This is a genomic window from Streptomyces bambusae, from assembly GCF_020532645.1.
In the GTDB taxonomy this organism is placed as follows: Bacteria; Actinomycetota; Actinomycetes; order Streptomycetales; family Streptomycetaceae; genus Streptomyces; species Streptomyces bambusae.
In genome coordinates this window covers 36,170-60,555 of sequence record NZ_JAJAUZ010000031.1, presented here as the reverse complement: position 1 = coordinate 60,555, position 24,386 = coordinate 36,170, and the positions used below count along the sequence as shown (strand labels likewise).

16 protein-coding genes are annotated in these 24,386 nt (G+C 72.2%); 8 read left to right on the top strand and 8 right to left on the bottom strand.

Features of this window, described 5'->3' with window-relative positions; translation table 11 throughout:
* Window positions 1-60: 60 nt before the first annotated feature.
* Together LG634_RS21735 and LG634_RS21730 are read left to right on the top strand one after the other, a co-directional pair.
* A complete protein-coding gene (locus LG634_RS21735) occupies window positions 61-2,499 on the top strand; it encodes a WD40/YVTN/BNR-like repeat-containing protein (RefSeq protein WP_226735575.1) in 2,439 nt (812 codons plus the stop codon).
* Window positions 2,500-2,510: 11 nt separating this feature from the next.
* Window positions 2,511-3,227 carry a TSUP family transporter gene (locus LG634_RS21730; protein WP_226735574.1) on the top strand — a complete coding sequence of 239 codons (717 nt, stop codon included), beginning with the start codon at window positions 2,511-2,513 and terminating at the stop codon, window positions 3,225-3,227.
* A 72-nt stretch (window positions 3,228-3,299) separates the two neighbouring features.
* Here the strand turns inward: LG634_RS21730 and LG634_RS21725 are convergent, their stop codons facing one another.
* Entirely contained in the window at window positions 3,300-4,556 is a 1,257-nt protein-coding gene (locus tag LG634_RS21725; RefSeq protein ID WP_226735573.1) for an MFS transporter, read from the bottom strand.
* A gap of 199 nt (window positions 4,557-4,755) precedes the next feature.
* Here LG634_RS21725 and LG634_RS21720 point away from each other — a divergent pair, with 199 nt between their 5' ends.
* Window positions 4,756-5,937, top strand: coding sequence for an ATP-grasp domain-containing protein (locus LG634_RS21720; RefSeq protein ID WP_226735572.1), 1,182 nt, complete (start codon window positions 4,756-4,758; stop codon window positions 5,935-5,937).
* A 93-nt stretch (window positions 5,938-6,030) separates the two neighbouring features.
* On the opposite strand, the gene acnA is transcribed toward LG634_RS21720, so the two are convergent.
* The 6 genes from acnA to LG634_RS21690 form a co-directional block, all read right to left on the bottom strand.
* Window positions 6,031-8,703, bottom strand: a complete 2,673-nt coding sequence (acnA, locus tag LG634_RS21715; protein ID WP_226735571.1) for an aconitate hydratase AcnA — start codon at window positions 8,701-8,703, stop codon at window positions 6,031-6,033.
* A gap of 4 nt (window positions 8,704-8,707) precedes the next feature.
* Window positions 8,708-10,477, bottom strand: a complete 1,770-nt coding sequence (locus tag LG634_RS21710) for an asparagine synthetase B family protein (protein ID WP_504967651.1) — start codon at window positions 10,475-10,477, stop codon at window positions 8,708-8,710.
* Window positions 10,478-10,480: 3 nt separating this feature from the next.
* Window positions 10,481-11,275: a class I SAM-dependent methyltransferase gene (locus tag LG634_RS21705; protein WP_226735569.1), complete on the bottom strand. Its 795-nt coding sequence runs from the start codon at window positions 11,273-11,275 to the stop codon at window positions 10,481-10,483.
* Window positions 11,275-12,654, bottom strand: a complete 1,380-nt coding sequence (locus LG634_RS21700; protein ID WP_226735568.1) for a hydroxymethylglutaryl-CoA lyase-like TIM-barrel protein — start codon at window positions 12,652-12,654, stop codon at window positions 11,275-11,277. Before LG634_RS21700 ends, LG634_RS21705 begins: the two co-directional genes overlap by 1 nt.
* A gap of 41 nt (window positions 12,655-12,695) precedes the next feature.
* A complete protein-coding gene (locus LG634_RS21695; RefSeq protein WP_226735567.1) occupies window positions 12,696-13,427 on the bottom strand; it encodes a phytanoyl-CoA dioxygenase family protein in 732 nt (243 codons plus the stop codon).
* 290 nt (window positions 13,428-13,717) lie between these two features.
* Window positions 13,718-14,725 carry a TauD/TfdA family dioxygenase gene (locus LG634_RS21690; protein WP_226735566.1) on the bottom strand — a complete coding sequence of 336 codons (1,008 nt, stop codon included), beginning with the start codon at window positions 14,723-14,725 and terminating at the stop codon, window positions 13,718-13,720.
* A gap of 503 nt (window positions 14,726-15,228) precedes the next feature.
* Between LG634_RS21690 and LG634_RS21685 the strand changes: the two genes are divergently transcribed.
* The 5 genes from LG634_RS21685 to LG634_RS21665 are packed head-to-tail and all read left to right on the top strand — an operon-like array spanning window position 15,229 to window position 20,135.
* Window positions 15,229-15,351, top strand: a complete 123-nt coding sequence (locus tag LG634_RS21685) for an S-adenosylmethionine synthetase N-terminal domain-containing protein (protein WP_226735565.1) — start codon at window positions 15,229-15,231, stop codon at window positions 15,349-15,351.
* 2 nt (window positions 15,352-15,353) lie between these two features.
* A complete protein-coding gene (locus LG634_RS21680; RefSeq protein ID WP_226735564.1) occupies window positions 15,354-16,922 on the top strand; it encodes an amino acid adenylation domain-containing protein in 1,569 nt (522 codons plus the stop codon).
* Window positions 16,915-17,646 (top strand): alpha/beta fold hydrolase, encoded by a 732-nt coding sequence (locus tag LG634_RS21675; RefSeq protein WP_226735563.1) that lies wholly within the window; start codon window positions 16,915-16,917, stop codon window positions 17,644-17,646. The genes LG634_RS21680 and LG634_RS21675 overlap by 8 nt, the downstream gene beginning before the upstream one ends.
* Window positions 17,643-19,295, top strand: coding sequence for a condensation domain-containing protein (locus tag LG634_RS21670; RefSeq protein WP_226735562.1), 1,653 nt, complete (start codon window positions 17,643-17,645; stop codon window positions 19,293-19,295). The genes LG634_RS21675 and LG634_RS21670 overlap by 4 nt, the downstream gene beginning before the upstream one ends.
* 45 nt (window positions 19,296-19,340) lie before the next feature.
* A complete protein-coding gene (locus LG634_RS21665) occupies window positions 19,341-20,135 on the top strand; it encodes a class I SAM-dependent methyltransferase (RefSeq protein WP_226735561.1) in 795 nt (264 codons plus the stop codon).
* 56 nt (window positions 20,136-20,191) lie between these two features.
* Here the strand turns inward: LG634_RS21665 and LG634_RS21660 are convergent, their stop codons facing one another.
* Window positions 20,192-24,382: an nSTAND1 domain-containing NTPase gene (locus LG634_RS21660; RefSeq protein WP_226735560.1), complete on the bottom strand. Its 4,191-nt coding sequence runs from the start codon at window positions 24,380-24,382 to the stop codon at window positions 20,192-20,194.
* Between the last annotated feature and the right edge of the window lie 4 nt (window positions 24,383-24,386).

Genomic DNA, 24,386 nt, shown 5'->3' with positions numbered 1-24,386 from the left:
GAAGACACGCACGCACTCACTCACCCACCGCACTGTTCCGACCGGATCGGGGCTGGCGTCATGACCATCTCAGACGAAGAAGTCGCCCAGCTGAAGCACATCAGCGTCGCACAGGTCCAGTCGCTGTGCCGTTCCCGCGGTACGACGAACGAGACCCTCGCGGCCCTGCCCGAGGCAGCGGTAAGGAGGGCCCTGCTGCGCCTCGACTTCCCCGACCTGCCCACCGCCCGCGGGCTCTTCCGCCTCAAGCAGGAGCGCGGTGACGACGGAAGGGTCCGGCCGCACGGACTGGGCGCGGCCCACGCCCAGGTGGAGGGCCTGCTGAGTCGCGAGGCGCCACACACGACGGCCGGTGTGCCGACGGGTGGGGGCGGCGGCCGGGCCCGCCGGACGGGACCGGCACCGACGGCCGGCATGCAGCTGTCGAACTGGGCGTGGCTCGGCCCCGGGAACATCGGCGGTCGGACCCGCGGCCTCGTGATCGATCCGGCGGCCCCGGACAGGATGTGGGCCGTGAGCGCGGGCGGCGGGGTGTGGCACACCGAGGACGGCGGGGCCCTGTGGGCACCGGTCGACGACTTCCTGGAGAACCTCTCCTGCGGCTGCATCGCCATGGACCCGTCCGACGCGTCGACGATGTACGTGGGGACCGGTGAGGCCTTCCAGAACCTCGACGCCATCCGGGGCAACGGCATCTTCCGCACCACCGACGCGGTCACATGGACCCCGATCAGGGCCACCCAGACCCCCGACTTCCAGTTCGTGAGCCGGATCGCGGTGTCGCAGGACGGGACCGTCGTCCTCGCGGCCACCTCCACCGGCCTCTTCCGCAGCGCCGACCCCGCTCGGGACACATGGACCAACGTGCTGGACCACCCGCTCGGCGACGTCCGGTTCGATCCGCAGGACAGCGACAACGCCGTGGCCGGGGCGCTGCGTGCCGGCGCGGCCTGGTTCAGCCGGGACGAGGGCCTGACCTGGGACCTCGCGGCCGGCGGCCCGTGGACCGGCCGGGTCGAGCTCGCGTACGCGCGGAAGGACCCCGACACCGTCTACGCGTCGGTGCAGATGACCACCGGCCAGATCTGGCGTTCGCAGGACGGCGGAGCGTCCTACACGCGGAGGAAGACGCTGGCCCCCGACGGCCTGCCGTCGGACTACCTCGGCGGTCAGGGCTGGTACGACAACACCATCTGGGCCGGGGACCCGACCGACGCCGACCTGGTGGTCGTCGGAGGCGTCGACCTGTACCGCAGCACCGACGGCGGCGACCATCTGGCCGAGATCAGCACCTGGTGGGAGCCCGCCTCGGTGCACGCCGACCAGCACGCGATCGTCGCGCACCCCTCGTACGACGGGGTGACCAACCGCACGGTGTTCTTCGGCAACGACGGCGGTGTGTTCAGGGCGGACGACCTGCAGGCCGTCGGAGCCGAGCCGGAGCCCCCGTTCGTGGACGGCTGGACGGGGCTGGTGAACGACTACGGCGTGACGCAGTTCTACGCCGGGGCGGGCCACAGCGGCAGCGGAAAGATCATCGGCGGTGCGCAGGACAACGGCTCGCTCGTCTTCGACCCCGCCATCGGCACCCACGACTGGCGGGAGTTCTTCGGCGGTGACGGCGGCTGGTGCGCCTCCGACCCCACCGACCCCGACGTGTTCTACGGCGAGTACGTCTTCCTCAACATCCACCGCAACACCGACGGCGCCACGACCGACGACACGCAGGGCGACCGCTACATCAGCGGTCAGTTCTTCAACTTCGCGACGCGCGAATGGTCCTGGAAGCCGGTGCCGTTCAGGATCCCGGACGCGAAGAGCGAGAACGCTCTCTTCATCGCACCGTTCGTGCTCGATCCCAACGACGAGAACCGGATCCTGGCGGGCGGCGTGTCACTGTGGCGGACCGACAACGCCAAGCAGCCCAACACCGTCGCCACCGGACCGACCTGGCGGGCGGTCAAGCCCGGCACCGGTGCGATGATCAGCGCGATCGCGGTGGCGCGCGGTAACTCGGACGTGGTGTGGGTGGGCCACGAGGACGGCATGGTCTTCCGCACCGCCAACGGCACTGCGGCGACGCCGACCTGGGCGCGTATCGGTGCGACGGGGCCGAGTCCGCTGACGCCACGACGCTATTGCACCGGCATCACCGTGCATCCGACGGACCCGGACACCGCCTACGTCTCCTTCGGCGGATACGAGCGCGGCAACCTGTGGGTGACCACGGATGCCGGGGCGTCGTGGACCAACCTCGCCGCCGCGCTGCCGCAGGCGCCGATCAGGGCCCTGGCGGTGCATCCGAGGCGCACGGACCTGCTCTACTGCGGCACCGAGGTGGGGTTGTTCGCCAGTGAGCACGCCGGGGCGAGCTGGTCGCCGACGAACGAGGGGCCGACCAACTGCTCGGTCGACGACCTGTTCTGGATGGACGAGGTGCTGGTCTGCGTGACCCACGGCCGCGGCATGTTCCGGATCGACCTGTCGACGGTGCCGTAGGGCGGGCAGCGATGGAGCCGTTCCTGATTCCGGTCGTGCTTCTCGCGGTGGCGGCCGCGTTCCTGCTGTCCGCTTCGGCCGGATTCGGGGGCAGCCTGATCCTCGTTCCCACGCTGGCGCTGGTTCTCGGCACCAAGTCCGGGGTGGCGCTGGCGGCCCTCCTCCTCGCCGCCAACAACCTGGTGAAAGTCTTCGCCTACCGGGCGACGCTTCCCTTCCGCAAGGCCGCGGTCGTGATCGTGCTGGTCGCCGCGGGGGCATTCGTGGGCGCCAAGCTGCTCGTCTCCGCACCGGAACGGGCGGTGACGCTCGCGGTCATCGCGAGCTTCGCCGCCGCGTTCCTGGCGGAGGCCTTCGATCTGACCCGCTCGCGGCGGGTCGGCTCCCCGCTGCTCGCCTTCGCTTCGGGTGCGACGTCCGGTTTCAGCGGCACGTCCGGCCCCCTCAAGGGGCTCGCGGTCCGTGGACTGGATCTGGACCGCCTCCACCTCGTCGGCGCGCTCTCCCTGGTGTCGCTCGTCGGGGACGTGACGAAGAGCGCCGTCTGGACGGAGGCCGCGCTGCTGAGGGGCGGGGACTACCTGGTGGCTCTGACGTGCGTGCCGCTGATGTTCGGCGCGACGTTCCTCGGCAGGCGTTTCAACACCGGAATCGGTGAGCGGGGCTACACGGGCCTGTTCTGGACCGTGATGGCCGGCTACACCGGGCGCCTGCTGGCCGGCCTGTGACCCCGACCGCCCCTGTGCGAGTGCGCGGCGGAGGGCGGCGGACACCGCGGCCGGCCCGGCGCCGTCGTGCCGTCAGCCGGCCAGTGCGGCGGCCGGCCGGGAGTAGGCGGGCCGGGAGCGCTCGGCCCAGCGGGCCACCGCCGGGGCTGCGAGTCCGGCCGCGGCGAGCATCGCGCCCATCACCAGCCACCCGATCCATCCGTGCTGCACGATCAGCAGCGCCGTGACGGCGGGGGTGATCGCCGTGCCCAGTTGGGTGGTCAGCCCGAACATGCCCTGGTACTGGCCCTGAGCGTGCTCGGGCGCGAGCTCGTACGACAGTGCCCAGGAGCCGGCGCTGTAGAGGAGCTCGCCCACGGTGTGGATCGCGACACCGGCCACGAGCAGGACCACCGCCACCCAAGTGGAGCGGCCCGAGGCCAGGGCGATGGCGGCACAGCAGGCGGCCAGCCAGAGTCCGGACCGGAAGAGGGCCCGGGCGCCGCCGCGCACGTCCTCGGCGCCCTTGCTGACCGGCACCTGCAGGAAGACGACCATGACGGTGTTGATCAGCAGCAGGGGGGCGAACACGGACATGGGCGCCTGGGTGTTCTCGGCGATCCAGATGGGCAGGGCCACGTCGAGGATGCCGGCGTTCATCATCAGGACGGCGTTGATCATCCCCACTGCGACGAACGGGCCGTCGCGCAGGACGCCCCACGGGGACTCCTCGGCGGGCCGCGGCACCTGCGGCACCGTGTCCAGGGCGAGGAACGCCAGACCCGCCACGACGAAGAGCGCACCCGAGGCGATCAGCGCGCCGGTGTAGGCGGCGGGCGAATCCGCATTGAGCACCAGGCCGCCGAGGAGGGCGCCTACGGAGAACCCGACGTTGGTCACCGAACGGAGGTAGGCCCGGGTGCGGACCCTCTCCTTCTGCGGGACCGCGAGGGCCACGAGCGCGCCGCGCGAGGCACTCGATGCGGAGTCCGTGACCGCGACCAGGGCGGCGGCTGCGACCAGCGCCCCGAAGCCTCCGACGAGGACGTATCCCCAGACCGCCACGCCCTGCAGAACGACGGAGCAGATGGCCGTGGGCCGTGCTCCGAGCACGTCGCTGGCGTGGCCGGCGGGGATGCTGACGATCATGCCGACGACGGCGGCGATCGCCAGGGCGAGGCCCACGCTCGTGGAACTGATCTCCACGGAGCGCGTGAGGTAGAGCACGATGATCGCGACGACGACGCCGTTGCCGGTGCTCCGGGCGAGCGTGCTCAGCGCCAGCACCCACAGGGGGCGCGACGAGGGCAGCAGCGAGCGAACGGATACCGCCCTTTTCTTCTGTTTCAATGCGGACTCCATGACGCGCGCGAATAATCAGAATGAATCTCATCAGAGTGCATTCCGATGATCAACATGATTCAGGGCGGATTTCTGTGAGCTTCCTCACGTGGCCGGTTCCGGTGTGCGGCACTAAATTAAACACACTCGTAACGATGATCAGAGGGACCCTGTGGCAAAGCAAGAATCCGTTCTCCACATTGGCTGGATGTTCCGGGCGGTCGCCGCCCTGCACCGCTCGGGAGCCGAGGTCACCTGTGTCCTCACCCCGGGCGACACCGAGGCTGCCCGGCGCGAATTCCCGAATATGAGGACCGTGCTGGTAACCGACCAGACGAGTGTCGACCAGGCACTCGCCGGTCTGGAGAGGAGCGGACTGGACCTGCGCGCCTTCGACGCGGTGTGCAGCGGCCTCGAGTTCTGTCTGGCCACCGCGGCCGTGCTGTCCGACCTGGCCCGCATCACCGACCGGGCCGCCTTCGGAGCCGTCGCCATGCGAGACAAGGATGTACAGAAATCGCTGGTCAGGGCCGCGGGCGTGAGCACCGCGCAGTGTGTCGCCGTGAGCGGCCCGGCGGATGTGGCCGCCCACCCCGACCGGTTCCCGGTCGTGGTCAAGCCGCTCAGCGGCAGTGGCGCGCTGGACACGTTCCGGATCGACGGCCGGGACGCCCTGGACGCGTACGTGCGCACCACGGACACGAAGGGCCCCTGGCTTGTCGAGGAGTTCATTTCCGGTGCCGAATTCCAGGTCGACGGCGTCGTGAGCGGTGGTGAGGTCACTTTCCTTTCGATGGGCCGCTACCTTGAGAACATAATTGATATCCACGATGGCGGACTCGTCGGCTGCATTGCCCTCCCGCCGGCCCTGCACGTGGAGCTCTACGAAAATGCCAAGACTGTCGCGCGCGATTCGCTCAAGGCCCTGGAACACGCCGACGGTGTGTTCCACATGGAGGTTTTCGTACGCGACGGGGACATAGTTTTCGGGGAATGCGGTGCACGAGTCGGAGGCGGCCGTACGGACGAGGTCGTCGAGCGCTCCTTCGGTGTGAACCTGCACGACGAATGGGTCCGCGGGGTGCTCCGTCGGCCCACCGGACCGGCAGGGCCCGGGAAGGGCGGCACCGGTTCCGTGCACGGTGACATGCACCTCTACGCTCCGCAGGGCCTGGTCCGGCAGGTCCCCTCGACGGACGAGGTGCTCGCCCGGCCCGGGGTCGTCCACGTCGAGCTGAAGATCGCCCCGGGTGCCACCATGCCCGACGTCACCTCCGCCTCGTACCTGCACGCCGGAGTCGCGGTGGTCTCGGGGGCCGACGACCGGGAGGTGGAGTCCCGGATGCGGGAACTGTCCGACTGGTTCGCGGCGAGCGTGGTCACCGAGTAGCCGCCGATCGGCCATCGGCCGGGGCCCGGACGGCCGGTGAGGGGGACACCCCCACCGGCCGCCCGGGCCCGCCGCGGTCACGCCGGCGACCGGTCAGCCCGGACCGTCCATCGGGTGCCGGGCCGCCTCCAGCCGTGCGACGGTGTACGGCAGGACCCCGCCGGCCGTGAAGTAGGCGCACTCCCGGAGCGTTTCGAGCGCGGCAACCGCTTCGAAGGACCGCTCGCTTCCGTCCCCGCGCCGGATGCGCACGGTGACCGCACCGCGCGGGCCCAGCCCGGCCAGACCCAGCAGGTCGATCTCCTCCGTCCCGTCGAGGCCCAGGGCTCCGGCGTCCAGTCCGGCCGGGAACACCAGGGGCAGCACGCCCATGCACACCAGGTTGCTCCGGTGGATCCGCTCGAAGCTCTTGGCAAGGACCGCACGCACACCCAGCAGCGCGGTGCCCTTGGCGGCCCAGTCGCGCGCGCTGCCACAGCCGTACTCCGCCCCCGCGACGACGACGAGCGGCACGCCCGCGGCCCGGTAGGACTGCGCCGCCTCGTGGATGGACACCACTTCCCCCGTCGGCTGCAGCCGCGTCCAGGGACCTTCCCGGCCGTCGGCCAGCGCATTGCGCAGCCGTACGTTGCCGAAGGTGCCCCGCACCATCACGTGGTGGTTCCCCCGCCGGGCGCCGAAGCTGTTGAACTCCCGTTCGGGCACGCCGAGCCCGCTCAGGTACCGGCCGGCGTCCCCGTCGCGGGGGATGGCCCCCACCGGCGAGATGTGGTCGGTGGACACCGAGTCGCCGAGCAGGGCCAGGATCCGGCCGCCCGTCACCTCTCCCGCGGCCGCCGGTCCGTCCGCAGGCTCGTCGAGGTACGGCGGCTCCAGGATGTAGTCGGAGCCGCCGGGCCACTCGTACAGGTCGCCGCGGGGGGCGTCGAGGGCGCGCCAGGCCGCGCCGCCCTCGTACAGGCCCGCATAGGCGGTGTCGTAGAGGTCGGCCCCGACGGCCGTACGGACCGCCTCGGCGACCTCCTGTGCGGTGGGCCACAGGTCGCGCAGGAACACCTTGCGCCCGCCGGGGGTGACCGCGACCGGTTCCGTCGTCAGGTCGCGGGCGACGGTGCCGGCCAGGGCGTACACGACGACCAGTCCGGGCGAGGCCAGGTAGGCGGCCTTCACCTGGGGGTGGATGCGGCCCTCGAAGTTGCGGTTGCCGCTGAGCACCGCCGCACCCAGGACGTCCTCCTCCGCGACCGCCCGGGCGGCCCCGGGCAGCAGGTCCCCGCTCATGCCGTGGCAGGTGGTGCAGCCGAACGCCACGGTGTGGAAGCCGAGTTCCTCGAGGGCGGGCAGTACGCCGGCCCGTCGGAGGTAGGCGGGCACCGTGCGGCTGCCGGGGGCGAGACTGGTCTTGACCCAGGAGGGGACGGTGAGCCCGAACTCGACCGCACGCCGCGCCACCAGGCCCGCGGTCAGCATCGATCCGGGATGCGAGGTGTTGGTGCAGCTCGTGATCGCGGCGATGAACACCGAGCCGTCGGCCGGCCGGTCGCCGCGGCCCCCGGGAGCGGGCGCCGCCGGCAGGCTCCGCGGGACGTCGCGCAGCGGAACCCGCTGATCGGGCCGGCCCGGACCTGCCACACAGGCTTCGACCTCGCCCAGGTCGACCGTCAGCACCTCCGGGTACCGCACCCGCGCGTCCGAGCCCGGCCCGCGGTAGAGGCCCTGCGCCCGGCAGTACCGTTCGACCAGTCCGACGTGCTCCTGGGGCCGGCCGGTGGTCCGCAGGAAGGCGAGCGTTTCGGCGTCGACCGGGAAGAGCGCGGTGGTCGCCCCGTAGTCGGGGGCCATGTTGGCCAGTGTCGCCCGGTCCGGAACGCCCAGCTCCGCGCAGCCCTCGCCGAAGAACTCGACGAAGGCGCCCACCACGCCGTGGCGGCGCAGCCGCTCCGTGAGGGTGAGGACCAGGTCGGTGGCCGTGGTGCCCGCAGGCAGCGCCCCCGTCAGCCGGACGCCCACCACCCGGGGCGGGGCGAGCAGCACGGGCTCGCCCAGCAGGACCGAGACCGCCTCGATCCCCCCGATGCCCCAGCCGAGCACGCCGAGTGCGCCGATCATGGGGGTGTGTGAGTCCGTGCCGAGTACGGTGTCCGGGCGGACGAGGCCTGCACCCTCCGGGCCTTCGGTCCGCACCACCACCTGCGCCAGGCGCTCCAGGTTGACCTGGTGCACGATGCCGTTGCCCGGCGGTACGACGCGGAAGCCGTCGAACGCCTGCTCCGCCCAGCGCAGCAGGGCGTAGCGCTCCCGGTTGCGGGAGAACTCCAGGCCCGTGTTGATGCGCAGCGCGTCCGAGGTGCCGGCCGCGTCCACGCGCACCGAGTGGTCCACGACGAGATCGGCGGGGACGGCCGGAACCACCGCGGCCGCGGGCAGCCCGCGCCGGACCGCCGCCGCGCGCAGGGCGGCGAGGTCCAGGGCGACGGGGACGCCCGAGAAGTCCTGAAGCACCACCCGGGCCGGCTGGAACGCCACGTCGGCCCCGCCGGCCGGCAGCAGGACCGCATCCAGTGCCTCCGGGCCGGCCTTTCCGGAGGCCACCACGTGGGCCGCGTTCTCCAGCAGCAGCCGCACCGTGTACGGCAGGGTGTCCAGCTCCACCCCGGCGGTCGCCGCGAGCTCCTCCAGTGGGTAGAGCAGGGCGCCGGGAGCCACGTCGTCACGCCGCACGGCTGTGGGGGCGGGCCCGGGGCGGGGGGCAGTTCGGTCGCTCACGGAGTCAGGCTCCTCTGGAGGGAAGGGGGAGTCCCGGGGCGGCGGAGCCGGCCTGCTCCAGCCAGGTGCCGAGACTCAGCAGGGGGAACACCAGACCGGCGGCGCCGGGGCGGCCGGCACGGACGTCGCCGAGGAACCGGTCGAGGCCCGCGGCCCGCAGTCCCGCGGCCGTGAACAGGTCCCGTCGTTCCCGGAGTTCACGCAGGACGCGCTCGCGCCGCGGTCCGGCGAGCCACTCGTCCACCGGGGCCCGGAACGGCTTCTTGACCTCGTCGGCCCAGCGGGGCAGCCGGTTCGCGTACGCCTGGCGCAGTGGCACCTTCGTCTGCCCTGCGCGTACCAGTTCGGACATCGGGAAGGACCGCCCCAGGGCGGGCAGGCCGCCGTGCAGGAACGGGGTCCGGCCTTCGATCCCCTGAGCCATCAGGAGATGGTCGGCCCGGCGCAGGAGTGGTTCGAGGCTGTGCTCGTACTCGAAGTCACGGACGGTCTCGGCCGCAGGCCGCCCGCCGCTGCGGGGCAGCGCGGCCAGGAGCGCTTCCCGCGCCGCAGCCCGGGCCTGCGGTGCGAGCAGGTCGCCGACGAGCGCGAGCCGGTCCGGCGAGAGGCAGAACTCCTCGGCGGAGCCGAGTCCGTCCAGTCCGAGGTAGCTGCGGTAGCCGCCGAACACCTCGTCCGCGCCCTCGCCCAGCAGGAGTACGACGATCCCCGACTCCCGGGCCAGGCGGGCCAGCGCGGCGTACATCGGGACGCTGGTCAGCGCGGTGGGCTCGCCGAGTGCCGCCACGGCCTCGCGGACTCCGGCGATGAGGTCCGCAGGCCCGAACTCCGTCCACTGGTGGCGCCAGCCGCGCCAGGCCCTGCCGGGCAGGCCCAGCTCGGCGACGTCGCGTACGCCGTCACCGTTTCCGCGGGGCACCACACTCACGGTGGCGAGGTCCTCGATGCCACGGTCCGCCAGTTCGAGGGCCAGCACCGTGGAGTCCAGCCCGCCGCTGAGCGCCAGGCCCAGCGGCCGGTCGGAGACGAGGACGCGGTCCACCGCACGGGCGACGGCGGCGCGCAGGGCCGACGGCGCCGTGTCCCGGGGGGCCGCCGCCGCGTCGGCCTGCCAGGGGCCGCTTCCCGGCAGCCGCTCGCACCGGCCCTCCTTCAGGAGCAGCCGGGCACCCGGCGGCACGGGCTCGATGTCCTCGTAGCACGTGCCGCCGTCCACGACCCGGCCGAGCAGCACGAACTGGGCCACGGCCGCGGGGCGGACGCGCGCCGGACCGAACAGGTCGAGCAACGCGGGTATCTCGGAGGCCACCGCGACTCCCTGCGGACCGCGCCGCAGATACAGCGGCTTGATCCCCAGGGGGTCGCGGCTGATCTCGACGGAGCCGTCGGGGGCCCGGCGCACCAGGGCGTACATGCCGTCCACGGCGGCGGTGCCGTGCTCCGCGACCGCCTGCGCCTCGTCCAGCCCGCCGCGCGGCACCGTCACCGGGGCCGCGCCGTCGCGCGCGCCGGACCCCACCGCGTACACCTCGCCGTTGAAGGCGAGGTGTACGCCGTCGTGGCCGGTGGTGAAGGGCACCCCGTCAGCGGGACGGCTGCGCACCCGGAGCCGGCACATGGCGACCGCGGATGCGGCGTCACCGGCCACTCCGTGACCGTCAGGCCCGCGGTGCGCCAGCCTGCCGATGCCGTGCCGGGCCAGGTCGCGCGCGTCCAGCGAGCTCCCGGCCCCGCTGCGGGCGGGAGCCAGGCTCACTCCGACGACTCCGCACACGGGTCAGGCGTCCTGGTGCCGGCGGACGGCCGCAGCCGTGTACATCCGGGTCTTGGGAGCCTGGCCGAACTCGGTGGCCGAGACCAGGGACAGTCCCCGGCCCTCGACCTCGGCGGCGGCGGCGAGAGCCAGCACGTCCTCGTGGTCGAACCGCTGCTCGCGGCCGCGCCCCCGGTACCAGTCGAGGAGCACCTCGCGGTCGATCCCGCCGTGCGGGAGCAGCGAGTCGGTGAGGACGTCACCGGCCGCGGCGAAGTCGATGACCTTCGAGTCGGCGTCGAAGAACGTGTCCAGGGTGCCGCGCTCGCGGCCGGTGTCGATCATCCGCTCGTCCATCGGGTACAGGCCGAGCTTGATGGAGGCGCGCACCTGGCCGCCGTCGGCGAGCAGGTCCAGCATGCCTTCCAGGCCCCGGCGCGCCTCGTCCTCGCTGAAGCGGTTGACCAGGCGGTCGTTGAGGACGAACTGCTGCGTGCCGCGCAGCTCCCGGGGCGCCCGCCCGGTGATGTCGTGGCGCAGGATCCGGCAGGAGTTCTCGGGCAGCGCCGCCCGCAGGTCCTCGCACATGCGCTCGGAGAAGTCCAGGACGGTGACCTCGGCGCCGAGCGCGATCAGGGCTTCCACGAGGTCCTTGGTGGAGGCGCCGACGACCGTGCAGCGCGTGCCGGCGGTGATGCCGGCGAGGAAGAGGCCGATCTCCTCGTCGCTGGGCTTGGCGGTGGTGCGCCCGGTCTCCCAGAACAGGGAGCCGATCAGGTCCCAGGCGGCGGCCTTGGTGTTCTCGGTCTGGATCGTCATCAGTTGCTCCGTACGGGGTCGATCAGGCTGGAGTTGTAGTCGCCCGCGAGGACGTGGTTGAGGTAGGTGCCGGCGCCGCCGACCACCCGGTATCCGTGCGCTACACCGGCGGGGATGAAGACCGATGCGGGGCTCTGCACGGGGAAGACCTCGTCGCCGAGCCACACCTCGACGGACAGCCCGCGGTAGCCCTCGCCTTCGCCGAGGAACATGAACAGGCTGTCGCAGTGGTGCACGTGGGTGTCGACGTGGCCCGCGCCGTAGTCGTCGAGCCGGGGGATCCGGCGCGCGATGCAGTACTGGTCCGCGCCGGGCACGAAGCGGTTGTCCACGAGGACGTAGCGCTCCCCGGGGCCGTGCCGGTGGTGGCGGAGTTCGGTGGCGGAGATGACCTGCGGGTCGACGACCCAGGAGGTCGGGTCGGCCGGCAGGGTCGGGCGGGCCACGGTGCCGGTCCGCCCGAACGTGGCGGGGGCGACCCATTCGTAGGAGCCGGGCTCGCGCTCCACTGCGCGGACGTGCAGCTTGGCGACGTGGTGGAAGACGTCACGGCCGACGACGGGCCGGCGGTGGTCGGGCATGGACCGGGAGTACGCGCCGACACGCCGGCTGAGGTCGTTGAGGAGGTCGCCGTCGGCGAGCGCGCGGACGCCCCGGTAGTGGAGGTTGGCGGCCAGGGCTGCGTAGTCCGTGATGCCGGCCCGTTCGCCGAGACCGTTGACCGAGGTCGACACCCAGGTGGCGCCTGCGTCGATCGCCGCGAGCGCGTTGGCCATGGCCAGCCCGCGGTCGTCGTGGAGGTGGACCTCGATGTCCACACCGGGGCAGCGCTTCTTCAGCTCCCGGATGCGGGCCGCGGTGTCCTGGGGCTCGAGGATGCCGAGGGTGTCGGCGAAGCAGATCCGTTCGGCGCCGGCCTCGATGGCCACGAGGTAGGCCTCGAAGAGTTCGGCGGGGTCGGTGCGGCTGCTGTCCTCGACGGTGAACCGCACGCGCAGTCCGAGTTCGCGGGCGTGGGTGACGGACTCGCTGATGCGTCCGTAGAGGCTGCTCAGGTCGCTGCCGGGCAGCCGGGAGCGGCGCGAGACGTCGTTGACGCCGAGGAAGATGCCGACCCAGGCGGCGCCGGTCTTGGCCACGGCCTGGATGTCGCCGAGGTGGGCGCGGGCATGGGCGAGCACGGGCGTGTCACCGGCCGCTTCGACGACGGCTGCCACGCGCAGCATCTCGGCGTGGTCGGCGGCGGGGTGGCCGCACTCGATGGTGTCCACCCCGGATCGGATCAGCAGGGTGGTGACTTCCACGCTCTGTTCGAGGGTGAAGCAGCCATGGGCCGACTGCATCCCTTCGCGCAGGGTGCTGTCGATGATGAAGGCCATCTGTTCTCCGGCGGCTGAGAGGGTCGCGGGGGTTTGTACGGTCACTGGGCACCGAGCGCTTGCAGAGCGTCCAACGGGAAGTGGTCCGTGGCTCCGAAGCCGGGAGCGGAGGAGTCGGCGAAGACGACGACCATGCCCCGGCGGTCGGCGGGCGAGGTGTTCGCGGCGCTGCCGTGGGCGAAGAAGCGGTCCCACATGACGCCGTCGCCGGGACGGAGCTCGAACTGCACGGGCTCGCGCAGTCCGTCCTCCTGGGCGTCCAGGCTGGGGTGCCAGCGGTACTGCGGCCGGTCGCGGTGCACGACCTCGCCGGCGCTGTGGGAACCGGGGCTGCCGAAGAGGCCGCCGTTGGCGGGCGACACCTCGGTCAGGGCGAACCAGACGCTGAACGCGCCCGGGTAGGTGTGGCTCCACAGCGCCTGGTCCTGGTGGAGTGCCACCTCGGTGCCGACCAGGGCCGGCTTGAGGAAAGCCGCATGGAAGACGACTGCGGCGCCGTCACCGATGACCTGCCGGGCCAGGTCGGTGACGCCGGCGCGGTTCAGCAGGGGACCCCAGACCCGAGGATCGTTCCACAGCAGCCGCCGGAGCTTGCGCAGCCGCCGGATGCCGTCGCCTTCGTCGTACTCGGGCTCGTACGAGGGGGAGACCTCGGCGGCGCTGTCGAGGCTGTCGAAGAACGCGACGGCCCGGCGGCGGTCCGCGTCGTCGAGAAGCCCTGGGAGCAGCTCGTAGCCGTCCCGTCGATAGCGGTCCAATTCGATGACGGGCATTGCTGTAGCTGCTTTCTCTTTCGGGGATCGACCGCAGTGCTGCAGCCGCTCCGGAAAACATCCGGGCAGCTTCATGTACAGGCGGAAGAAAAGCGAACCGGTCGGCGGGAGAAGATTCTCGGAATGCGGCTGACCCGGTATTCGGGAAGAAGGAGGGCCGGGCCGTCCGGAGAGCCCGCGTAGGCATGGCGGGGCACCGGTCCTCGACACGGTAAAAGGGTCGCGGCGCGGAGGGCCGGGCAGTCGGACGCCCGGATATCGTGTGTGCGCCGGTTTAAGCGGGGCTCGGCTCAGCCGAGGGCGGAGACGGGGCGGCCGAACTCTGCGGGGACGGCCCCGGGCGGCCATACGCCTCCCCGGTAGCTGCCCGCCGCGACCGCTCCGTAGAGCGACGCATACTGCTCGGGGAGCTCCGGGCTGCCGGCGAAAGCCAGCCAGAGGCGGAGCAGGAGGCGGCCTCGGCCGCCGCCGTCCGCGAAGGCGGTGCGCGCATGCAGGATGTGGAAGTTGTTGATCAACTGCAGGTCGCCCCTGCGGAGTTCCATGTCGAGGGACACGCCGGGCCGGTCGAGGACCTCGTCCAGTGCGGCCATCGCCGCGAGCTGGCCCTCGGTGAGGCGCGGAGCCGACGGGTGGCGCTGCGAGCCCTCGATGAACCGCCGCAGGTAGCGCATCGCGAACGACGTGCCCACCCGGCTGAAGACGGGGATCGCCGACCAGGGCGCCTGCCCCGGCTGCTCCTCGCCCCGGCGGTCGTTCGGGAACGGCTGGTAGAGCTCTTCCAGCAGGTCAGGGCGTTCATGCAGCAGCACGTCGTGGACGGCCTTGGAGGATACGAGCCGGCTGAGGCCGCCGGACACCGCGGGTCGGACGCACAGCAGCCCGATCACATCGGTGCGGTCCGCGTGGAAGGGCAGTGCCGCGGAGCTCTCGTAGCCGCGCTGGACGGGGCTTGTGATGTCGGCGCCGCGGTCCTCGACCCGGCCGAGCAGATCGGCCTTGCGGCTCTGGGTGACGGGGCGGCCCAGGAGGAGTCCGAAGAGCCAGTAGGCCATCTCGGTCTCCCGCGGGTCCTCGGCGTCCACCGGGAAGCCCTCGACGACGGCGAAGCCGGGGCTGCCGGCGAGCCGGCGGCTCAGTTCGGCCGCGAACTCCTCGGTCAGGTCCAGCCCGTGAGGCTTGGGTGTGGCGAGATTCAGCCGGTCGCCCGCAGCCAGTGCGGCACGTGCGGAATGGGTCAGCTCTGCCGCGACCTCGGGCGGCACGGGGATGCGCCACTGCTGTTCGTCGCCGGCCATGGAGGCTCCCAGCCAACCATCGTGTACCAGAGCGTCCGGCCCTTTTGCCGACGGTGCTCCTGATTGAACGGGAGAAAGCACAGAAATCGCTCGCTACTCAATTTGTATACGCGTACAAGACCTTTGTTCATTTTGTGAATGCGGGTCTTTTAATTTCATTCGAAACACATGATCACCCTAGTCGGGCTCAAGCGATCATGTCGATGTGACGATGGTCACGAGGGTCGTGAAATTTCTCGAAGCCTTGGCCTGTCGGCCTTCCGTGAATTCTGTGGAGAGGGTGTGGAGATCTGAATCCGTGATTCCACTTTCCGTCGTCGAGAAGGTGACCTGAGTCATACCGGAACAGCGGTTGATCATGGATAGGATGCAGCCGCCCAGGGCAGGCCATCCCTGCCAGGAGGCTGCGCGGACGCGCCCGGAAGCCCCTTCACGGCGCCCTCGAACCCGCAGCTCACTCCCTGGCCGCCACATGCACCTGACCCAGTCGACCCTGGAGAACCATGCCCCGCCGTCTGTTCACCTCGGAGTCCGTGACCGAGGACCACCCCGACGACCCCGCCCACCGGACCGGCGACACGGTCCCCGGCACCGACCTGCCCGCCCGCCCCACGGACCGGAGGTGACCGTGGACACCGCAACCGCCGCGCCCGGCACCGGAGCGCCGCACTCCCTCGTCGACGTGTTCACGGCCGTGGCCACCGCCGGTCCGGACCGGCTCGCCGTGTCGGACGAAACGGGCCGGTCCGACTACCGCGCACTCGACGCCTGGAGCCGTCGCATCGCCCACACGCTGCACACCGCCGGAGTGCGCCCCGGCGACAGGGTCGCCCTGCGGATGGACGCCGGACGCGCCGCCGTCGCCGCCCTCCTCGGCATCCTGCGCGCGGGAGCCGCATACGTCCCCCTCGACCTGCGCAACCCCGCCGAGCGCAACGCGTTCATCGTCGCCGACAGCGGCGTCCGGCACCTGGTCGGCGAACGGGACCCGGACTGGGGCCAGGAGCTGAGGCACACCGGGTCGGGGACGGTCGCCGCACTGGCCGAGGGCCCGGACCGGACCGGCCCGGAGACCCTCCCGCAGCCCTCCGGCGAGGACTTGGCCTACGTCATCTACACCTCCGGTACCACCGGACGGCCGAAGGGCGTTCCGGTACGGCATGCGAGCGTCGTCGCCCTGCTGGCCGCGGCCCGCGACCGCTTCGTGTTCGAACAGGACGACCGCTGGCTGCTGTTCCACTCCCTCGCCTTCGACTTCTCCGTGTGGGAGCTCTGGGGCCCGCTGTCCACGGGCGCGGCACTGGTGGTGCCACCGCAGTGGGTCACCCGGTCACCGGAAGACCTCGTCGGTCTGCTCGCGGACGAGCGGATCTCCGTGCTGAACCAGACCCCGACCGCGTTCACCGTGCTGGCGCGGGCCCGGGAGGATGGCGGCCGTCCGCTTCCCGACCTGCGCTACATCGTCTTCGGCGGGGAGAAACTCGCCCCGGCGGCGCTGCGCACCTGGGCGGCATCGACGGGACTCGACCACCCCCGGCTGGTGAACATGTACGGCATCACCGAGGTGACCGTCCACGCGACCTTCCACCGCGTCACCGAGCGCGACCTCGACGGCACGGACTCCGTCATCGGCACCCCACTGGACGGCTTCGCGGTCCGCATCGCCGGGCCCGACGGCACCGAGGTCACCGAACCCGGCGTCCCCGGCGAACTCTGGCTGTCCGGACCCCAGGTGACGGCCGGATACCTCAACCGCCCGGAACTGAACGCCGACCGGTTCCCGCTGCTCCCCGCCGGCCCCGGCGGGGTCCGGCACTACCGCTCCGGAGACCTCGTCAGCCGGGACACCGACGGCGCACTCGTGTACCACGGCCGCGCGGACCTCCAGGTCAAGCTGCGCGGCCACCGGGTGGAACTCGGCGACATCGAGGCCGCCGTGCGCGCGCACGAGTCGGTGCTCGACGCCGTCGCCTGGCTGCGCGAGTCGGCGGACGGCGGGCAGCGGCTGTTCTGCGTGGTCCTGTGCCGCCAGGGAGCGGAACCGGACGCCCGGGCGCTGCGCCGGCACGTGGCGGCGAAGCTGCCCTCGTACATGCACCCGGCCCGCTACCGGATGGTCCACGAGCTGCCCCGCACGGTCAACGGGAAGACCGACCGAGCCGCCCTGATGGCAACCTGGAGCGAGAACCATGGCTGAACCGGCACCGGCCTCCGCCGGGCCCCACCTGCGGGACGTCGAGCACATCGCCCTGCTCGACCACGACCTCGTCCCGGGACACCCCGGCGTGCGGGGAGCGGGCGCGCCCCTCCTGCTGCTGCACGGACTGGAGGACGACAAGACCCAGCTCCGCTTCCTGAGCGACGCCCTGTGCCCCGAGGGCGAGTCCGCACTGCTCCCCACGCTGCGCGACCACCCGCCGAGCCCCGCCCCGGCCTGGGGCTACTCGCCGCTCGACTACGCCGCCGACGTACACCGCATCACCGACCGCCTCACCGCGCCCGCCCACGTCATCGGCTACTCGTACGGCGCGCTGGTCGCCCTCGTGCACGCGGTCGCACTGGGCCCCGCCCGGGTGCGCAGCGTCGTCGTGCTCGACCAGTCCCTGGAGCGGCGGCCGGCCCGGATCGAGGGCGGCGAATGGGCCGAGTCGAGCTTCCTGAAGTGGGAGTACGACTACACGCACCTCATCGGGATGCTCACCGCGGCCGGCATCCCCGTCCTCATGGTGATCCCGAGCGAGAGCCATGTGATCCCCCCGGCCGAGAGGGCCGCGCTGCTCGGGCGGCGCGACCCCGGGTTCTCCTGCGTCGTCATGCCGGGTGTGCACGCCGACGTGGTGCGCCCGGACGGCCCCGTCACCTCGATCATCCAAGAGTTCTACGCCACGTACTGCCCCGTCCCGCCGAAGGAGAACGCATGATGTGCGATGCCGGTCAGGACCGGACGGTCCGCGTCAGGGTCCTGGACATCCACCGCTCGGTCCTGGAGGACGAGTCCGTCCTGGCGGAGGACAACTTCTACGACATGGGCGGTGACAGCCTGCTGTCCCTGCAGGTACTGGGCCGGATCGAACGGGAACTGGGTGTGAAGGTCCCCCCGCGGGCGTTCTTCACGGCGGAGTCCATCGCCCAGGTGGCGGATCTGGTGGCAGACCTCGTTGCGGACCTCGTGGCCGGCCCGGCGGGGGACCCGGTGGCGAGCGGCGCGGACGGCGCCGACCGCGGGGCACCCCGCCCGGCAGGACAGGACACGGGCCGGGCCTCCATGGCCCAGGAGTGGGCGTTCCTGTCGTCGCTGCGCGACCCGCAGGCGCCGATCCTCCAGTTCCACGCCGTGTTCCGGGTCTCGGGCCCCTTCGACACACAGCGGCTGGAGGCGGCCCTGAACCGGGTCGCCGAGCGCCACGGCTCCCTGCGCACCGGTTTCACCGAGGCCGACGGCACAGCCCGGCAGTCCGTCGAGCCCGAGGCGCGCGCGGACCTCGCCGTCATCGACCGCCGGGGCGTTGCGGAAGCCGAGGTGGACGAGTACCTGCGCGAGTTCGTGCGCCGGCCCTTCGACCGGTCCCGCGCCCCCCTGTGGCGGACCCTCGTGGTGCGCCGCGCAGACGCGGAGGTCCTGCTGGTGTTCGTGTTCGACCACATGATCGCGGACGGCTGGTCGCTCGACACCTTCGTCGAGGACCTCTCGGCCGCCTACCGGGGCGCCGAACTCCCGCTCCGGGACGGCCAGTCCGGTGCCTACGCGGACTGGGCCGCCGGGCAGTGGAAGGCCTGGGAGGGGGGCAGGGCCGAAGAGCTGGCGGACTACTGGCGCAGCCAACTCTCCGCGGACCCCGCCGAATTCGCCCTGCGGCTGCCCGGCTACCGGGGCACCGAGGGACTGTCGAAGCCCGCCTCGCTGGTGCGGGACCTGGACCCGGCATCGGCCCGCGCGCTGCGCACGGCCTGCCAGGACCTGCGGGCCACGCCGTACTGCGTCTCGATGTCCGCGGTGAAGGCGGTGGTCGCGCTGGCGACCGGCCGACAGCGCGTGACGCTGCTGACCACCAACGCCAACCGGCTGGACGGCGCCTACCAGAGCACCGTGGGCTGGTTCGCCAACGGCGTCTTCCCGACCACCGACGTCGACCTCTCGGGCACGTTCCGGGACCTGGTCTCCGCCGTGCGGGCCAGCATCCTGGGCGCCACCGCACACGGCGACATGCCCGCCATGTTCGTACGCCGCCGGATCTGGCCGGAGCTGCCCGCCGGCTTCCGCAAGGACCCCGGGGTGTACTTCATGTACAACGACGTGTGGGGCGGCGGCCTGGGCTTCGGCGAGGACGTCACGGTCGCGACGCACCACCTCACGGAGGACGCGGACTCACCGGGCCTGCACATGTGGCTGCTGCGCGAGGGCGAGGGACTGCGCCTGCAGGCCCTGCACTACGAGTCCGAGTACGCACCCGAGTACGTCGAGGGGTTCGCCGACTCCGTGGTCAGGGCGCTGGACCTGCTCGCCGCGCAGCCGGACCGGCCGATGTCCGACCTCCTGGATCCCCGGGAGTTCGCAGCCCTGCGCGGCTGACCACGCCCCATCCGCCCGAACGCGCAAGGAAAAACGGAGGAACGCGTGTCCAAGGAATTCGACCCGGACTTCGGACTGACCGCCGAGGACTACGGCAGGCACCGCGCAGGCTTCCCCCCGGAGGTCGTCCGGCGCCTGGCGGGGCTCGGAGTCGAAGCGGGCGGCCGCGACATCCTCGATCTGGGCACCGGCACCGGCAGCCTGGCCCGGCTCTTCGCCCGGGCGGGCGCCAGGGTCACCGGCATCGACCCGGCCGCACCCCTGCTCGACCAGGCGCGCGCCCTCGACGCGGCGGCCGGCGTCGAGATCGCCTACCGCGTGGCCACCGCCGAAGCGACCGGGCTCCCGGACGCGTCCTTCGACGTCGTGGCGGCCGGGCAGTGCTGGCACTGGTTCGACGCCCCCAGGGCCGCGGCCGAGGTCAGGCGGCTGCTCCGGCCGGGCGGCCACGTCGTGATCACCCACTTCGACTGGCTTCCGCTGCCCGGCAACATGGTGGCGGCGACCGAGGACCTCATCCTGAGATTCAACCCCGCCTGGTCCATGGGCGGCGGCACGGGCCTCTATCCGCGCTGGCTGACCGACCTGGCCTCGGCGGGCTTCCGGGCCATCGAGACCTTCTCCTTCGACCTGGACGTCCCCTACACACCGGAGGCCTGGACCGGCCGGATCCGGGCCAGCGCGGGCGTCGGCGCGAGCCTCCCCCCTGAGGAGGTCACCGCGTTCTCCGCCGAACTCACCGCCCTCCTGCACGACCGCTTCCCCGGCGACGTCCTGCACGTGCCGCACCGCGCCTGGTCGGCCGTCGCCGTCGCACCCGCGCCGGACGCACCCCGATGACCGCTGGAGCGTTCAGCCTGCCCTGCTGACGGCCGGCTGCTGGCTTGCAGGCCCCGTCAGGCTGCTGGGCAGACCGGGCCGACCGACGGGTCGGGCAGGTATGCCGAGCGTTCCTCCGGGGTCAAGTCGCGGTCGACAGCACTGCAGATCTTCTCGACGGCTTCGGCGGGACGGGGCAGGACCACGTGCCACAGCCCGACGGTATTGTCGGAGCCGGCGCTGGCAACCGTGCGTCCATCCGGGGCGAACGCCACCCAGGCCACCTGGGCCGTGTGCCCGGGAAAGAAGGCCTTGGGGGTGGCAGTGGCCGCATCCCACAGCATCAGGATCCAGTCATCGCCTCCGGTGGCGAGCGTACGGCCGTCAGGACTGAAGGCCACCGAGTTCACAGAACCGGAGTGCGCGATCAGGGTGTCGCGCGGAGCGCCCGTGGCCACGTTCCACAAACGCGCGGTGTGGTCGGCGCTGCCGGTGGCCAGGGTACGGCCGTCGGGGCTGAACGCCACGGAAAAGACCTGGTCGGCGTGGCCCGAGAGGATCCTGCGGACCTTACGGGAACGCACGTCCCAAAGCCGTGTCTTCCCGTCGGCGCAGGCAGCGGCCAGCGTGCGTCCGTCGGGACTGTACGCCACCGCATACACCTGGTCGGATCGGCCGAACAGCGTGGCGGAGGCGGTGCGCGACCCCACGTCCCACAGCCGTACAGTGCCGTCGGCACTGCCGGAGGCGAGTGTGCGCCCGTCCGGGCTGAACGCCACCGAGTACACCATGTGCATGTGCCCGGACAGCTTTGCCCGGGCGGCACCGGTGGCCGCGTCCCACAACCGCACGGTCTGGTCCTCGCTTCCGGTGGCGAGGGTGCGGCCGTCGGGGCTGAACGCCACCGATTTCACTCCGGCGGCGTGTCCGTTCAAGGTGGCGCTGATGGTGCCCTTGGTGTGGTTCCACAGCCGCACGCTGTGGTCGTAGCCGGCGGTGGCGAGGGCTGAGCCGTCGGGGCTGTACGCCACCGCGGAAACCGCTTCGGTGTGCCCGGCCAGGACGGTGCGTGTCGTACCGGAGGTCGTCGTCCACAGCCGTACGGTCCTGTCGCGGCTGCCGCTGGCCAGCGTGTGGCCGTCGGGGCTGAACGCCACCGCGTACACCATGTTGGCGTGCCCGATCAGGGCGGTGAGCGTCGCGCCGGTGGCCAGGTCCCACAGGCGCACGCTGTGATCGCCACTGCCGGTTGCGAATGTCCGGCCGTCGGGGCTGAACGCCACCGAGAGCACTTCGCCGGCGTGCCCGGCCAGCGTGGCCCTGACGGATCCCGCGGGGACGTCCCAGAGCATCGCCGTGCCGTCGGTGCTGCCGCTGGCCAGCGTATGGCCGTCGGAGCTGAACGCCACGGAGTACACCTGGCCCTTGTGCCCGGCCAAGGGGCTGCGGAGCTCACCGGAAGACACATCCCACAGGCGTGCGGAGTTGTCCCAACTGCCGGTGGCGAGGGTGCGGCCGTCGGGGCTGAACGCCACCGAGTACACCTGGTCCGTGTGTCCGGAGAGTGTGGAGCGGGTTTTGCCGGATTCCACGTTCCACAGCCGGGCCGTGCGGTCGGCGCTGCCGGTGGCGAGGGTGCGGCCGTCAGGACTGAACGCCACCGAGTTCACCTTGTAGGAATGTCCGGAGAGTGTGGAGCGGGTTTTGCCGGACTTCACGTCCCAGAGCCGGGCCGTGCGGTCGGCGCTGCCGGTGGCGAGGGTGCGGCCGTCGGGGCTGAACGCCACCGAGAACACCGTGTCCGTGTGTCCGGCCAAAGTGGTGCGGATCTTGCCCGTGGCCGCGTCCCACAGCCGCACGGTGCCATCGGAACCGGCACTGGCAACGGTACGGCCGTCCGGGCTGAACGTCACCGAGGCCACCGCTTGGGTGTGACCGGCCAGGCGCCGAGGCACAGGGAGCGCTGCGGCGGACTGCAGGCTCTCGACGGCGTCGTGGGTGGGGCTGGTCCGATAGGCCTGGACGGCCAGCAGCGAGGCGAGCTCGGGATTCGACGTCATGGCCAGGTTGGACTGGACGGCGAGCTGCCGGGACTGGGCTGCCTGCCGGGTGGTGACTGCCGTCCGCCACTGCCACAGCGCGCCGCCCGCGGCGATGACGGCTACGGCGAGCAGGGCCGCCAGGACCGTGTTGAGGCGTCTGCTGCGGCGCATGACGGCCTGCTGGCGCTCCTTGCTGGCCGTCAGGAAGGCCGTGATCTCGCCCGGCAGGGCCCGCTCCTGTGACCAGTCGAGGCCCTCGGCCAGGGCCGTTCCGCCGAGCAGGTCTCCCGGGTCGCTCTTCTCCGCCCACCGGGCGCGCCGTTCCCGGGTCCGGTCCAGCCAGCTCTGGAACCGGTGGTCCTGGCTCACCCATTCGCGCAGCGTGCCCCAGTCGCGGATGAGCGCGTCGTGGATCAGTTCGGCGACCGGCTGCCCCGGTTCGGCGGCCGGCTGCCCCGTGGCCGCGCCGGGGTGTTCGGGGGAGCGGAGCGTCTGCGCGGTGATGATCCGCCGGCTCGTGAGGGCGGCGACGACCTCGTCGAAGGTGCCGTCGCCCTCGGGTGCACTCCCGGGCCCGGCGGCCAGCTCGCGCAGTTCGCCGAGGGGGAGCTGCGCACGGATGGCGGGAATGCGGAGTTCGGGGTCGTCGGGACGGACCAGCGACGTCAGGATGCGCTGGGCGACCGGCCGTTGGGCGGGCGTCAGCCGGTTCAGCGCGGTGTCGCACCAGTTGGTCAGGCTTCCGGTGACCGCGCCGATGCGCCGGTACGCGTCGTGGGTGAGGAATCCGTCCTCGCGCCGCTCCCACAACTGCTTGAGCGCCAGTTCGAGCAGCGGCAGCACGGTGACCGGTGCCCGGCGGGCCGTGGCGCCCTCCGGCGCAGTGGCCAGGACGTCGGCGACGATCTGCTCGGGCAGGCCGGGCTGGAAGCGGAGCCCCACGTCCTCGGCGGGACGGGTGACGATGTCGAGCAGGTCCTGCCGGCTCAACGTGCCGGGTACGTTGAGGAGACCCGGCATGGCGGCCTCCAGCAGGCCGGGGGCCACCGCGGCCAGCTGCGGGTAGAAGTCGTCCCGCATGATCAGGACCACGTGCAGTGCGCCGGCAGATTCGACGGCCGCGGTGAGCTGGTACGCGATCTCCGCGCGGCGGTCCGGCCCGCCGGCGGGCCGGGTGAGGAGCTCCTCGAACTGGTCGACGACCAGGATGATGCGGTTGCTGTCGGCTCCGGCTCCGGCTCCGGCTTCGGCCGCGAGCCGGCGGGTGACGGCGCCGGCGATGCCGTCGGAGGCGGCCCCGGTCAGTCCGGCCCGTTCGAGTTCGGCGGGCAGGTCCTGCCGCGGGCGGGCGAGGACGGTCGGCCACCGGTCGCTGCCCGGCAGCTCCCCGTCGGCCAGCGCGCGCAGCACACCCGCCTGGATCAGGGACGACTTCCCCGAACCGGACGGGCCGAGGAGGAGGGTCAGGCGGTGCGGCCCGGCGAGTCCGGCCAGCACCTGCCGGACCGCCTCCCGCCGGCCTTCGAACCACCGGGCGTGCTCGGCGGTGAACACTTCCAGGCCCCGGTACGGGCACACGTCCTGCGCGGCCAGGTCCGGCCGGATCTCCCGGAGGACCTCCGTGGGCGTCACGTAGGCGATGCCCTGCCCCCGCGCGTAGCCGTCCGGCGCCGTGATCTCGGTGAGCATTCCGATGACCAGTCCGGTCACCTCGTCGAGGACCGGACCGCCGCTGAAGCCGGTGGTCAGGTCGTTGGCGCCGGTCAGCTGGAGGTGCCCGCCCCCGCCGCCGGCGGCGGGCAGCAGGTCGCCGGCGACGGCATACCCGTGGTGGCCCCCGGTCCGGGCTTGAGCGGGGAACCCGTACGAGCGCACCCGGTGCCCCCGGCAGCCCGCCGCCGAACCCAGCGGCAGCACCCGCGCCCCCGCAGGTGTGGCGTCCAGCCGCACGAAGGCCACGTCCTCGGCCTCGGGCGCCCGCCAGTTCTCGTGCAGGACCTCGCCTTCGGCCCCGGGCGCACCCGCGACGTGCGGGAACACCAGCCGCACCCGGCCGCCGGGCGCACCGCCCGCGGCCTCCACGACGTGTGCACAGGTGACCAGGACGCCATCGGCCACCAGGAAACCCGCCCCGGCGACCTGCCCGTCCGGTCCGAGGACCTGCGCGATGGCGGGCGGCAGCTGCGGCGTGTGCCCGCCGGCCGGTCCGCTGTCGGTGCCGTCCATGGGA

Excerpts from the sequence above, each read along its gene's own strand:
- LG634_RS21735 (WP_226735575.1), top strand. The coding sequence starts at position 61 with ATGACCATCTCAGACGAAGAAGTCGCCCAGCTGAAGCACATCAGCGTC.
- LG634_RS21730 (WP_226735574.1), top strand. The coding sequence starts at position 2,511 with ATGGAGCCGTTCCTGATTCCGGTCGTGCTTCTCGCGGTGGCGGCCGCG.
- LG634_RS21720 (WP_226735572.1), top strand. The coding sequence starts at position 4,756 with ATGTTCCGGGCGGTCGCCGCCCTGCACCGCTCGGGAGCCGAGGTCACC.
- LG634_RS21705 (WP_226735569.1), bottom strand. The coding sequence starts at position 11,275 with ATGACGATCCAGACCGAGAACACCAAGGCCGCCGCCTGGGACCTGATC.
- LG634_RS21700 (WP_226735568.1), bottom strand. The coding sequence starts at position 12,654 with ATGGCCTTCATCATCGACAGCACCCTGCGCGAAGGGATGCAGTCGGCC.
- LG634_RS21695 (WP_226735567.1), bottom strand. The coding sequence starts at position 13,427 with ATGCCCGTCATCGAATTGGACCGCTATCGACGGGACGGCTACGAGCTG.
- LG634_RS21690 (WP_226735566.1), bottom strand. The coding sequence starts at position 14,725 with ATGGCCGGCGACGAACAGCAGTGGCGCATCCCCGTGCCGCCCGAGGTC.
- LG634_RS21685 (WP_226735565.1), top strand. The coding sequence starts at position 15,229 with ATGCCCCGCCGTCTGTTCACCTCGGAGTCCGTGACCGAGGACCACCCC.
- LG634_RS21675 (WP_226735563.1), top strand. The coding sequence starts at position 16,915 with ATGGCTGAACCGGCACCGGCCTCCGCCGGGCCCCACCTGCGGGACGTC.
- LG634_RS21670 (WP_226735562.1), top strand. The coding sequence starts at position 17,643 with ATGATGTGCGATGCCGGTCAGGACCGGACGGTCCGCGTCAGGGTCCTG.
- LG634_RS21660 (WP_226735560.1), bottom strand. The coding sequence starts at position 24,382 with ATGGACGGCACCGACAGCGGACCGGCCGGCGGGCACACGCCGCAGCTG.